The 11,426-nt window shown below is 45.0% G+C and carries 13 protein-coding genes; 3 read left to right on the top strand and 10 right to left on the bottom strand.

From position 1 onward, the window contains the following. Positions 1-65 precede the first annotated feature (65 nt). From ACK28X_RS04455 to ACK28X_RS04440, 4 genes are all read right to left on the bottom strand, one after another. Positions 66-974 (bottom strand): branched-chain amino acid ABC transporter permease, encoded by a 909-nt coding sequence (locus ACK28X_RS04455; RefSeq protein ID WP_412057258.1) that lies wholly within the window; start codon positions 972-974, stop codon positions 66-68. Between the two features lie 157 nt (positions 975-1,131). Further along, positions 1,132-2,982 (bottom strand): cobaltochelatase subunit CobT, encoded by a 1,851-nt coding sequence (cobT, locus tag ACK28X_RS04450; RefSeq protein WP_412057257.1) that lies wholly within the window; start codon positions 2,980-2,982, stop codon positions 1,132-1,134. 10 nt (positions 2,983-2,992) lie between these two features. Next, positions 2,993-3,958, bottom strand: coding sequence for a cobaltochelatase subunit CobS (gene cobS, locus ACK28X_RS04445; RefSeq protein ID WP_412057256.1), 966 nt, complete (start codon positions 3,956-3,958; stop codon positions 2,993-2,995). A 139-nt stretch (positions 3,959-4,097) separates the two neighbouring features. Then, entirely contained in the window at positions 4,098-4,721 is a 624-nt protein-coding gene (locus ACK28X_RS04440) for a J domain-containing protein (RefSeq protein ID WP_412057255.1), read from the bottom strand. A 112-nt stretch (positions 4,722-4,833) separates the two neighbouring features. Here ACK28X_RS04440 and ACK28X_RS04435 point away from each other — a divergent pair, with 112 nt between their 5' ends. Both ACK28X_RS04435 and ACK28X_RS04430 read left to right on the top strand, forming a co-directional pair. Then, positions 4,834-5,109, top strand: a complete 276-nt coding sequence (locus ACK28X_RS04435) for a BolA family protein (RefSeq protein WP_412057254.1) — start codon at positions 4,834-4,836, stop codon at positions 5,107-5,109. Between the two features lie 152 nt (positions 5,110-5,261). Then, positions 5,262-6,485 carry an argininosuccinate synthase gene (locus ACK28X_RS04430; protein WP_412057253.1) on the top strand — a complete coding sequence of 408 codons (1,224 nt, stop codon included), beginning with the start codon at positions 5,262-5,264 and terminating at the stop codon, positions 6,483-6,485. 39 nt (positions 6,486-6,524) lie between these two features. Here the strand turns inward: ACK28X_RS04430 and rlmN are convergent, their stop codons facing one another. The 6 genes from rlmN to hpf all read right to left on the bottom strand — a co-directional run bounded on the left by rlmN (position 6,525) and on the right by hpf (position 10,773). Continuing rightward, complete coding sequence (gene rlmN, locus ACK28X_RS04425; protein WP_412057252.1) at positions 6,525-7,742, bottom strand: 23S rRNA (adenine(2503)-C(2))-methyltransferase RlmN; 1,218 nt, start codon at positions 7,740-7,742, stop codon at positions 6,525-6,527. Between the two features lie 173 nt (positions 7,743-7,915). Then, positions 7,916-8,434: an invasion associated locus B family protein gene (locus ACK28X_RS04420; protein WP_412057251.1), complete on the bottom strand. Its 519-nt coding sequence runs from the start codon at positions 8,432-8,434 to the stop codon at positions 7,916-7,918. Positions 8,435-8,549: 115 nt separating this feature from the next. Beyond that, on the bottom strand, positions 8,550-8,990 hold the full coding sequence (locus tag ACK28X_RS04415; RefSeq protein ID WP_412057250.1) for a PACE efflux transporter: 441 nt from the start codon (positions 8,988-8,990) through the stop codon (positions 8,550-8,552). A gap of 80 nt (positions 8,991-9,070) precedes the next feature. Next, positions 9,071-9,562 (bottom strand): hypothetical protein, encoded by a 492-nt coding sequence (locus ACK28X_RS04410; RefSeq protein ID WP_412057249.1) that lies wholly within the window; start codon positions 9,560-9,562, stop codon positions 9,071-9,073. 25 nt (positions 9,563-9,587) lie between these two features. After that, positions 9,588-10,052 carry a PTS IIA-like nitrogen regulatory protein PtsN gene (gene ptsN / locus ACK28X_RS04405; protein WP_412058284.1) on the bottom strand — a complete coding sequence of 155 codons (465 nt, stop codon included), beginning with the start codon at positions 10,050-10,052 and terminating at the stop codon, positions 9,588-9,590. A 139-nt stretch (positions 10,053-10,191) separates the two neighbouring features. Then, on the bottom strand, positions 10,192-10,773 hold the full coding sequence (gene hpf / locus ACK28X_RS04400; RefSeq protein ID WP_412057248.1) for a ribosome hibernation-promoting factor, HPF/YfiA family: 582 nt from the start codon (positions 10,771-10,773) through the stop codon (positions 10,192-10,194). 362 nt (positions 10,774-11,135) lie between these two features. On the opposite strand from hpf, the gene ACK28X_RS04395 reads away from it, so the two are divergent. Beyond that, on the top strand, positions 11,136-11,417 hold the full coding sequence (locus ACK28X_RS04395) for an integration host factor subunit beta (RefSeq protein WP_412057247.1): 282 nt from the start codon (positions 11,136-11,138) through the stop codon (positions 11,415-11,417). Positions 11,418-11,426 lie beyond the last annotated feature (9 nt).

Below are 11,426 nucleotides of genomic sequence, written 5' to 3'. Positions count from 1 at the left end.
CTCGCTGAAAGCTTTAATGCAACGCGATCCTCTAGCTGCCCCTTGCATTGTCCTTTGTGTCTCAATCATACTTTCTCAACCTCCGGCCGCCCCATCAACCCCGATGGCATAAAAATCAACACAATGGCAAGAACGGCAAAAACAGCCACATCCTTATATTCGGGCAAAAAATAAGTCTGCCATAAAGCTTCAATCAAACCAATCAACAATCCACCAATCACCGCGCCTGGCAAAGATCCAACCCCGCCCAGCACCGCCGCGGTAAAAGCTTTAATGCCAGGAATAAAACCATCAGAAAAATGGACTTGCCCATAATTAACCAAATAGAGCATGCCAGCAATCGCCGCCAAAGCCGCCCCTATGACAAAAGTAATAGAAATCGTCCGATCAACATTTACCCCTAAAAGCGCTGCCATTTTAGAATCTTGCTCTACTGCCCGCTGCGCGCGCCCCAAAGGCGTCTTATTCATAATATAAGAAAAGATTACCAACAAAGTGGCCGTTACCACCACCACAATCACCTGCTTATACAAAACCAAAACATCTGTTCCAGGGATAGTAAAATGCCCAGTTACCAAATTTGGAATAGGCTTATTGCGTGGACTTTGCTCTACTTGTACAAAATTACTAATTACAAAAGACATACCAATCGCTGTGATAAGGGGCGCCAAGCGAAAAGAACCACGTAAAGGACGATAAGCCACCCGCTCCACTACCCAGCTCCAAACGCTAGTAAAAATCATCGCCATAATCAACATCAGTAATAAAACAACAACTATAGGTAGGGCCATGGGCAATGCCATAAGCGTCATAAAAACAATCATCGCAATAAAAGCCCCGACCATAAAAATATCGCCGTGGGCAAAATTGATCATCCCTAAAATACCATATACCATTGTATAACCGATAGCGATCAACCCATAAATAGCTCCAAGCGCCAATCCATTAATCAACTGTTGTAAAAAATAATCCATTTTTTCCTCATCCATTATCAAAGGATAAACTATAAGCGATTGAGATAAAATAATATAACTTTTTAAGACATATTTTTAGACAACCCAATTTCAAAGAGCACTCCATCATCCCATATATCTCTCTCTGAAATAGAATAAACTCCTACTCCATGTAAATTCAAGCCTTTTCCTCAAAAAGAGCTTCCAATTGTCCTGTCATAGCTCCTGCTAATTCTTCAGCATCAACAATCGTTACTGCTCGTTTATAATAGCCGGTTACATCATGGCCAATCCCAATAGCGATCAGCTCAACCGACGAGCGTGTTTCGATTTCATGGATAACTTCACGCAAGTGGCGTTCTAAATAATCGCTAGGATTCATTGAAAGAGTCGAATCATCCACCGGCGCTCCGTCAGAAATCATCATCAAAATTCGCCTTTGCTCACGACGCGCTAAAAGCCTCTGATGAGCCCAGATCAAAGCCTCACCATCAATATTTTCTTTCAGCAACCCCTCGCGCATCATTAGCCCTAAATTCCGCCGCACACGGCGCCACGGCTGATCTGCGCTTTTATAAATAATATGCCGCAAATCATTAAGCCGACCAGGCTTTGCAGGACGGCCACGACTCAGCCACGCTTCACGCGCCTGCCCCCCCTTCCATGCTTTACTCGTAAAGCCCAAAATTTCTACCTTCACCCCACAACGCTCTAGGGTGCGTGCTAAAATATCCGCACAACTAGCTGCCACAGTAATTGGCCGCCCTCGCATAGAACCAGAATTATCAATCACTAACGAGACAATCGTATCGCGAAATTTTGTATCGCACTCCATTTTATAAGAAAGCGATTGCGTTGGATCAACAATTACCCGCGGCAAACGCGCCGGATCCAAATAGCCTTCTTCCAAATCAAAGCGCCAAGCACGGTTTTGCTTGGCCATAAGGAGCCGTTGCAAGCGGTTGGCGAGGCGCCCCACCATACCCTGTAAAGGTAACAATTGCTTATCCAAAAAATTGCGTAATGTCTCTAACTCTGATGAATCACACAAATCCGTAGCTTCTAAAACCTCATCAAATTCACGAGTAAAAACCTTATAATCCCCCAGACTTTCAAGCTCACTAAAAGCCCGTATAGGTTGGCATTCATCACGGCCTCCTCCTTGGCCATCTTTTAAAAAACCTGCAGATTTTTTACTTTTTAGGGTCGGCGCGCCTTCACCCTCTTCCTCAGCTTGCTGCATTTCTTCTCGTGCGACTTCTGCACTTTGCGCCGCTTGCGCGTCATCTTTTTCTTCCCCTACCTCCGCCTGAGGAGTGGCCTCCCCCTCATCAATCTGTGCGGAATCTTCTAAAGGCGTAGCTTGCGCTCCTTCCACATCTATCAGCACCAAAATCTCATGTACAAGCTGAGCAAAATCAGCTTGTTGGTAAAGACTTTTATACAAATCAGAAAAAACTGTACTTGCCTTTTCCTCAAGCAAAGTACGCCATAAATCTACAACCTCTCCCGCCTCTTGGGGCGGGGGTCGCCCCGTAACCTTTTCGCGAATAAAAAGCGCAACGGCCTCCTGCAAAGGGGCTTTCTCGCGCGTATTAACGAGCTCATAATGAGCGCGTCGGTATTTATCAGCCAGCATTTTATCAAGATTTTTAGCCATACCCGCCATAGCCAATGTGCCAATGGCTTCAACACGCGCCTGTTCAGCGGCGTCAAAAATCGCCCTCCCTTGGGGGGTAGATGGCGCTAATTTTGCATGTAGATTTTCATCATGCCAAGCGCGCCTTAACGCCATCGAATCCCCGAGGCCACGTACAATATCAATATCTTGACGGCTATAAGTAACTGGAAAATCTGGCAAATGAGCCGTCTCACCACTAAAGGATGGACGATCTGAACCAAAAAATACGTCTAGGTCGCGCGCTGCCGCCACCGCACGCATACAAATGCTCAACGCGCTTTTTAGCCTATCGCGCTCTTCACTTGTGTGCGGGCATTCATTATGATTATCGCCGGCCGTAGCCGTCATTCCTCCTCCTTCAAGCAAAGACTGTATTCACTGCTGATTCAGGTAGTTCTACAGCAAAAGCGCGCTGGTAAAACTCAGCGACACTAGCTCGCTCCAATTCATCACACTTATTCAAAAAAGTCAGGCGAAAGGCAAAAGCAACATCGTTAAAAATATGGCTATTTTCCGCCCAAATGATAACCGTCCGTGGGCTCATTACGGTGGAAAGATCTCCATTAACAAAAGCTTGGCGAGTCATATCTGCCACACGCACCATCCGTGAAACGATCTCGCGCCCTTCTTTATTTTGGAAATGCTTTGCCTTGGATAAAATGATCTCTACCTCCTTATCATGAGGTAGATAGTTAAGGGTTGTCACAAGCGACCAACGGTCCATTTGGGCTTGATTGATTTGCTGCGTGCCATGATAAAGCCCTGTCGTATCACCAAGCCCTACCGTATTGGCAGTCGCAAATAACCGAAAAGCAGGATGCGGCACCAAAACACGACTCTGATCAAGCAAAGTCAAACGACCCGAAGATTCCAAAACCCGCTGAATCACGAACATAACATCAGGGCGGCCAGCATCATATTCATCAAAAACCAAAGCTACATTATTTTGATAGGCCCAAGGCAACATACCATCTTTAAATTCAGTAACCTGCAAACCATCCTTAATAACAATTGCATCTTTCCCCACAAGATCAATTCGACTCACATGGCTATCAAGGTTAATCCGCACACAGGGCCAATTAAGCCGTGCTGCCACTTGCTCAATATGGGTTGATTTACCCGTACCATGATAGCCCGAAACCATCACCCGCCGATTATAGGCAAAACCCGCTAAAATCGCTAAAGTGGTCTGCAAATCAAAAATATAATCTGGGTCAATTTCTGGTACATATGGTCCGCCTTTACTAAAAGCTGGCACTTGCATATCACTCTTGATGCCAAATAGGGCTCGTGCACTCACCATCTTATCAGGCACCATTTCCATAGACGTCGCCTTTCTCTGGTTATATATCTTATAGAACTTAAAAGCCTGCTCGGCCAAGCCAAAATCCTATATAAACACCAATCAAAACCCAGTGCAAGTCTACAACAAACCAAATACACTTATTAGAAATATGAAAAACCTATGAACAGAACCCCGCGCCCTTCAAAAGATTATAAGCTTGAAGCACTTCACGGAATCGCTCTTCTGAAGATCGATCCCCCCCATTGGCATCAGGATGGTGACGTTTAACCAAGGCCTTATATTTAGCTTTAATCTCATCACTAGAAGCCCCAGCCTCCAGCCCTAAGCTTTGAAATGCTTTAATCTCTAATGCTTTTAGCCGCCGTGGTGCAGGCTGAGCAGGACGATCCGTGTCAAAGATATGGAAAGGATTGCGCATCCGCTTTTGATACGCAGCTGAACCAGAACGAATGGTTGAAAAACTAGGCGCTGCTTTTTGCGTGCCTGTAGGATTACTCCCCGCTTTCCAAGTAGGCTTATGGCCCGTCAAAGCATCCTTCTGAAATTTAGCAATTTCCTCATCCTTTAACCCAGAAAAATAATTGAAATTTTTATTATATTCACGCACATGATCAATACAAAAATACAAATATTTTCCCTCATGTCCGCGGCCCGCTGGAGCTCGATGCGCGCCCGGCTTCAGACAGCTTTGCCACTGGCACAATTGCTCTTGCTCAGGCTCTTTCTTTTTTTTATTCGCACTAATACGAATGGAGTCAAAAAGTTTTGATGTCGTTGCCATGGTCTCATTACGCAAAGTTTGATAATAAACTTGAATCTTAATAATTCCCCCATTACCTTATAACCTTGAAGATTCGGTAAGGAATTCCCTCATATGGGGGGGAAAGCATAAAATGTCTAGCACAATCCAAAACAGACTTGCAAAAAAACTCAAGGCCGCCTTTCATCCTACCTATCTTGAAATCATCAATGAAAGCCAGCTTCACCACGGTCACCAGCACGGCGCCTTTATAGTCGATGGCACGGGAGAAAGCCATCTACGCGTCAAGATCCACGCCCCCGCTTTCGCCTCTCTCTCACGCCTAGAGCGCCATCGCGCCATTCTCAATTTAGCGCAAGAAGAATTCGGCAAGGGACTTCACGCCTTAGCCATTGAAGCACAAGCGTAAAGACTGAAAAAACACCTTAAGCCCGCCATATCATAATTCAAAAAATACATAATATCTAAAATAGACCTATATAAAGCTTGTCTCTTAAGCAGATTGCATGCTTAATTATTATTGCAATATACTTATGATCAATCATACCAATAGAGACAAAAATGAATGAAAAGAAAACTATAAAAAAAGTCGTACTTGCTTATTCGGGTGGGCTTGATACGTCAATTATTTTAAAATGGCTACAAACCGAATTAAACGCCGAAGTGGTTACCTTTACTGCCGATCTTGGTCAAGGTGAAGAATTAGAGCTTGCACGCAAAAAGGCCGAACAACTAGGTATAAAAGAGATTTATATCGAAGACTTACGGGAAGAGTTTATCCGTGACTTCGTCTTCCCCATGTTCCGTGCGAACGCCGTCTATGAAGGTGCATATCTGCTAGGCACATCCATCGCGCGTCCACTCATTTCTAAACGCCTAGTAGAAATAGCCCGTCAAACAGGGGCCGACGCTATCTCCCATGGAGCTACCGGAAAGGGTAATGATCAAGTGCGGTTTGAACTCTCCGCCTATGCACTTAGCCCTGACATTAAAATTATCGCACCTTGGCGCGACTGGTCGTTCAAAAGCCGTAGCGACCTTTTAGATTTTGCGCGCCTACACCAAATTTCTGTTACCAAAGATAAACAAGGCGCGGCACCGTTCTCAGTTGATGCAAATTTATTGCACTCTTCATCAGAAGGAAAAATCCTCGAAGATCCCGCACAAAAAGCGCCAGAATACGTCCATATGCGCACCATCGCCCCTGAAGATGCACCTGATCACCCTACCTTTATCAGCATTGGTTTTAAAGGCGGTGACCCTATATCTATCAATGGCCAACCACTTTCCCCCGCCACACTGTTTACACAACTCAATAATTATGGGCGTGATAACGGCATTGGCCGGCTTGACCTCGTAGAAAACCGCTTTGTGGGCATGAAATCACGAGGTATCTATGAAACCCCTGGTGGCACCATTCTTTTAGCTGCTCACCGCGCCATTGAATCTATCACCCTAGATCGAGAGGCCGCCCACCTCAAGGATGAGCTCATGCCTCGGTATGCCTCACTTATCTATAACGGCTTTTGGTTCTCACCCGAACGCCAAATGTTACAAGCGGCTATTGACCTTTCGCAAACTCATGTGGAAGGGGTGGTGCATCTCAAACTCTATAAAGGCAATGTCATTATTGAGGGACGAGAAAGCTCCAAATCGCTTTACCATAATCAATTAGTGACCTTTGAAGATGACCACGGCGCTTACAATCAAAAAGATGCCGCTGGCTTCATTCGCCTGCACGCCCTACGCCTACGTACCTTAGCCGCGCGCGATCAAAATCAATAAGCAAAGGTGTATCCCCGCAACGTTGCGTTGCCTAAAACACTAATCTCCATGGCCACGCATCATCAGAGTTTCAAGATTTAGGCGTTCTGTCTTGCGAAGTCGTTCCGATTGTGATTTTAGCTGCCCGCAAGCAGCTAAAATATCACGTCCACGCGGCGTACGAATGGGCGAGGCATAGCCTGCTTGATTCAAAGCATCAGCAAAGCGCTCAATTTGTTGCCAGTCCGAACATTGATAATTGCTCCCAGGCCACGTATTAAAGGGGATCAAATTAATCTTTGCTGGTATACCACGCAAAAGCGTTATCAATCCTTTAGCATCATCTAAATGGTCATTTACACCTTTTAGCATCACATATTCAAAAGTGATCCGTTTGGCGTTTGAAAGGCCAGGGTAAGCACGACAAGCATCCATTAGAGTAGCAAGTGGATATTTTTTATTGATTGGCACCAATATATCGCGCAAATCATCGCGCACTGCGTGAAGCGAAATAGCTAACATCACCCCAATTTCTTCACCACAACGGGCGATCGCTGGCACCACGCCACTTGTCGAAAGCGTGATCCGACGTTTAGAAAGCGAAAGACCTTCTCCATCAGCGGCGATTAAAAGCGCCTTTTTAACCGCATCAAAATTGTATAGCGGTTCACCCATACCCATCATGACAATATTGGTGATTTTGCGCCCTTCAGTAGGCACAATCGCCCCATCAGGCGTGTCTTTATCGGGAAAGTCTCCAAGCCTATCCCGCGCTAACAAAAATTGGCCCAAAATTTCTTCTGTTCGTAAATTACGCACCAACTTTTGGGTTCCAGTATGACAAAAAGAACAGGTTAAACTACATCCCACTTGTGAGGAAACACATAATGTACCGCGCCCATCTTCAGGGATATACACGGTCTCCACCTCTACAGGGCGGCCAGCTCCATGAGACGGGAAACGTAATAGCCATTTACATGTTCCATCTTCAGAAAGAAGCTCTTCAACGATTTCTGGTCGGTGGAGCGTAAAGTGATCTTCTAAGCGAGCCCGCAAGTCTTTTGAAACGTTAAACATCGCTGTAAAATCAGAGACCCCACGCACATAGAGCCAATGCCATAGCTGTCGCACACGCATATTAACTTGACGAGCTGGCACCCCGAGCGCCGCCAAAGCTTCTGCTATTTCCTCACGCGTAAGTCCGATCAACGGCTTTTTATCCGCCTGCGATAAGGCTTTTGATACCTCTTGTGGCACTAAATCATAAGCAAATGTCATGAATCTCAATCATCCTTAGAAAAGGCGCTTCCTATCCACGCCCATATGCTCTGCAAGCACTCATATGGTTCAAACAAACTTTATTCTTAAGCAAGTATCCTTAAACTAGGCGATTACACAAAGCCATGGTGATATTACAAGATACAGCCAAAAGGGCTCCATAAGTCAGAACCTTATTTACAGTTATTAAGCGCATTAAGCGCCGCACTTACCCCTTTCAAAGAAAAAACATAGTGAGTTTGGGTGCCGCGTTTTGAAGTTGCTGACACATCCATGGTCGCCCCAGAACGCATCAAAGCCACCAATTGTTTCTCATCATTCACTGATGCCAGCCACGCAACAGAACCTCGGCTAAAGAAAGAGAAACGCTTCTCTCCGATACGCACCACCACAGGCGCTCCCTCTTTTAAATCATAGCCTGCTGCTAGCTGCGGCTCAAACCCTGCTTGAGTCCCAGACTTTTTACTCAACAAAAAGAAATTATCACCATGCCTCACATTGGCTGGGTCAGCAACCAACGGAACAGACAGCGCATAGCATAGAGATTTACCATCAGCCCGGTAAGAATACGTTCCCCAAGCCTGAAATTGTTGTAGCCGGCTAGGCGTCTGTGCTGCCGCCACTCTCAATAAGGGCGAAAAACATAAAGCAAATGCCATAACCCACGCTAGAATAAAAGTCTTATTGTACATCCTTTTAACTCACTCTCTCAAATTACCTACAAAGACTAAGCCAAGCCCTTTGACTTCAGCAGAAGCCTATCACCATATGGTTTTCAAAAACTTTATGCGGTTGGCATAAAAATGTTTAATCCCGTGTAAAACGTATATAAAGACGGTCGTAGATAAAATTAAACGCAAATGAATAAAATAAAAAGAAAATGACCAAGCCCGCTTCTAGCAAAAAAGCATCCGCAAAACTAATCCCTAGATAAAAGGCCACTAAAGGCACCGTAAACAAAACAAGCCCACCCTCGAAACAAACTGCATGAGCGACACGCGCTAAAATTGTGCGAGAAAAACCCAAAGCCTTTTGCAAAGTGTCAAAACAAAAATTAAAAAACCCATTCCATAAGGTTGCAATCAGCGAAAGGATAGCCGACAATATTCCCATATCAAGCCAATTTTTGTTAGTAAAAATAACAAAAAATAATGAAGTCAAAACTATAGCTGTAATCTCAAAAACCACTGCATGGAAAAGCCGCGCATAAAAGCCGCGCTTTAATAATTTTGCGTCTCTATGATCCATATTTTATTACACCCATACTGAAAAACAGAAAGCAAAGACACGCCTGCATCAAAAACCGTTTCATCCATAATCGCATGATCTCAAACGTGCCGCCTCGCCCGTAACCTTTCCTGCATATACTCGCTACGAGCTAAACTCCGCAAATGGCTCCGGTGCCGTGCCACTAAGGCCGGCGAATGGCGCCGAATTGCACGCCAAAAAATCCAAGGTAGGGCAAAAATATGAAAAAAAGCGAAAAAGATGATCAACCGTAATTGCGGTATCAAAAGGGGGCGCTGCGCTTTGCGAGCGATAAGAACACCCAGGGATGCCAAGCCTAAAACTCCTAAAACCCACGCCCCCAGCAATAAGCTAGCCATCAAAGCAATACCAGCCCCGCCCCACTCTTGAAAAAACAAAAGCTCAAAACTATGGATTAACCAATCGCTAAGCCCCAATAACCCTATCAATAGAGCCCCATAGATAAAAAAAACGAATAATAGAAAAAAGGCTAAAGCCTGAACAAAAGAGCTACTCAACAACGGCTTTTTTTGTGCGCTGGTCACTGGCATAGCCCTCAGAGGTACTTTCATCTCTTTCGCCTCCGCATTGTTTCCTTCAAGCGGCATGCGATGCGAGAGGCCGCGTGAGAAATTGGTACAGCGTAAACGGATCACGCGTATGGCGCAATTTATATACCAAATCCCCATCACGTAAAACCCGAGCGATTTGCGACAGGGCTTTTAAATGGTCAGCGCCAGCATTTTCTGGAGCCAATAATAAAAAGACCAGATCTACCGGCTCGTCATCTAGCGCTTCAAAGTCAACAGCGGTCTCAAGCCGCGCAAAAACCCCAATGATAGACGCCACCTGTGGTAATTTCCCATGGGGGATAGCAATTCCATTTCCTACGCCGGTTGAGCCTAATCTTTCACGTTGCAGAACTGTTTCAAAAAGAATACGCTCCTCTAGGCCTGTCAATTCAGCCGCTTTTTCCGACAAGATTTGTAAAACCTGTTTTTTCGAATTCGCCTTAAGCATCGGAATAATAGCTTGTGGCGCAATCAAATCACTCAGATCCATTTTATGCCTCTCTAATTCTACCATAGGGTAGAAGACAGAGCATCCTGCTCTGTATCCATTCTTTTTCATCCTGAAAATAGTAGATTGATTCAGTTAAAGCCTATATATCAGCCCTTCCTCTACGAGGTTGAATACAACTTTACGATTTCAAACCAGAAGGATCAATCCAACCAATATTACCATCGGCACGTCGATAGACAATGTTGAGCCGATCATTCGCAGCATTAGAAAAAACCAAAACAGGATTATCCATCAAGTCCAATTCTACTACTGCATTAGCTACACTTAAACGCCGCAAAGCCTGAGAAGTTTCAGCCACAATCGCTGGCGCATAATCGGTAGATGCCACCTCCTCCTCGGGTTCTGGCATAGGTTCCATAATATGATAAGCATATTCGGCCAAAGCTTTTTGCTCATTTTGGTTATAACTCCTTGATTTTAACCGCCGGTGGTAACGCCGTAGCCGCGTTTCAAGGCGAACAAGGGCCGCATCAAACGCCGCTTGGGGCTCTTGGGCTTGGCCCGTAGTCTGCAAAACGGCGCCTGTGCTTAAATGAATCACACACTCAGCTGCGTAATGCCCGTTTGATTTCACTACTGTTACATGACCCGAACTGCTGCCATCATAATATTTGGCTAAAGCATCACCAACACGCTCATCGATTCGTTGCCGAAATGCTTCTCCAATATCCATGTGTTTTCCAGAAATGCGCAAGCTCATTCTTAACCTCATTTGTAACTTTCAAGCCCTTACTTTATCGCCATCCTTCTTGATACGCAATAAAAAGCACACATAATCTTAACCTCTTCCCTCTATTTGTTTGATAAATTGCGTATTCTAAAGCGCATTCCACGCCATCCTTATCATCTTCTTCCAAAACGACCCCCCCCCTGCATCCGTTCCCAAGAGATCATATTTTTCCCGACAGCCATAATACGTTGCCGCCGATAGCAATATTTTAATGATAAAAATGCCATTAGGTCTTTGCAACGCTACGGAATAAAAATATATTAGATTTGAAAGAGATAGATTTACAAGAAACCTTGAAGTTGATATAAACAAAAGCTACTAGGGAGGCCCTTTTGATCAAATCAGAGCTTGTACAAATTATCGCACAACGCAACCCTCACCTTTTTCAACGAGATATTGAGAAAATTGTCAACACAATTTTCAACGAGATCAGTAGCGCTTTAGCTAAGGGTAACCGCGTTGAGTTACGAGGGTTTGGAACATTTTCCATAAAAAACCGCCCCGCCCGCGACGGCCGCAACCCTCGCACAGGCGAAATTGTTTCCGTCGAAGAAAAATGGGTACCTTTTTTCAAAACCGGTAAAGAGTTACGCGATCGTCTTAACCCCACCTAGGCGAAAGAT

The organism is Bartonella sp. DGB2 (assembly GCF_046843095.1).
In the GTDB taxonomy this organism is placed as follows: Bacteria; Pseudomonadota; Alphaproteobacteria; order Rhizobiales; family Rhizobiaceae; genus Bartonella.
This window is presented reverse-complemented; position numbering and strand designations above follow the sequence as displayed.

What these genes read in the sequence shown, in the direction of transcription:
- ACK28X_RS04420 (WP_412057251.1), bottom strand. Translation starts at nt 8,434, where the DNA reads ATGTACAATAAGACTTTTATTCTAGCGTGGGTTATGGCATTTGCTTTA.
- hpf (WP_412057248.1), bottom strand. Translation starts at nt 10,773, where the DNA reads ATGAGCTTGCGCATTTCTGGAAAACACATGGATATTGGAGAAGCATTT.
- ACK28X_RS04435 (WP_412057254.1), top strand. Translation starts at nt 4,834, where the DNA reads ATGTCTAGCACAATCCAAAACAGACTTGCAAAAAAACTCAAGGCCGCC.
- ACK28X_RS04430 (WP_412057253.1), top strand. Translation starts at nt 5,262, where the DNA reads ATGAATGAAAAGAAAACTATAAAAAAAGTCGTACTTGCTTATTCGGGT.
- cobS (WP_412057256.1), bottom strand. Translation starts at nt 3,958, where the DNA reads ATGGAAATGGTGCCTGATAAGATGGTGAGTGCACGAGCCCTATTTGGC.
- cobT (WP_412057257.1), bottom strand. Translation starts at nt 2,982, where the DNA reads ATGACGGCTACGGCCGGCGATAATCATAATGAATGCCCGCACACAAGT.
- ACK28X_RS04455 (WP_412057258.1), bottom strand. Translation starts at nt 974, where the DNA reads ATGGATTATTTTTTACAACAGTTGATTAATGGATTGGCGCTTGGAGCT.
- rlmN (WP_412057252.1), bottom strand. Translation starts at nt 7,742, where the DNA reads ATGACATTTGCTTATGATTTAGTGCCACAAGAGGTATCAAAAGCCTTA.
- ACK28X_RS04440 (WP_412057255.1), bottom strand. Translation starts at nt 4,721, where the DNA reads ATGGCAACGACATCAAAACTTTTTGACTCCATTCGTATTAGTGCGAAT.
- ACK28X_RS04410 (WP_412057249.1), bottom strand. Translation starts at nt 9,562, where the DNA reads ATGAAAGTACCTCTGAGGGCTATGCCAGTGACCAGCGCACAAAAAAAG.
- ACK28X_RS04415 (WP_412057250.1), bottom strand. Translation starts at nt 8,990, where the DNA reads ATGGATCATAGAGACGCAAAATTATTAAAGCGCGGCTTTTATGCGCGG.
- ptsN (WP_412058284.1), bottom strand. Translation starts at nt 10,052, where the DNA reads ATGGATCTGAGTGATTTGATTGCGCCACAAGCTATTATTCCGATGCTT.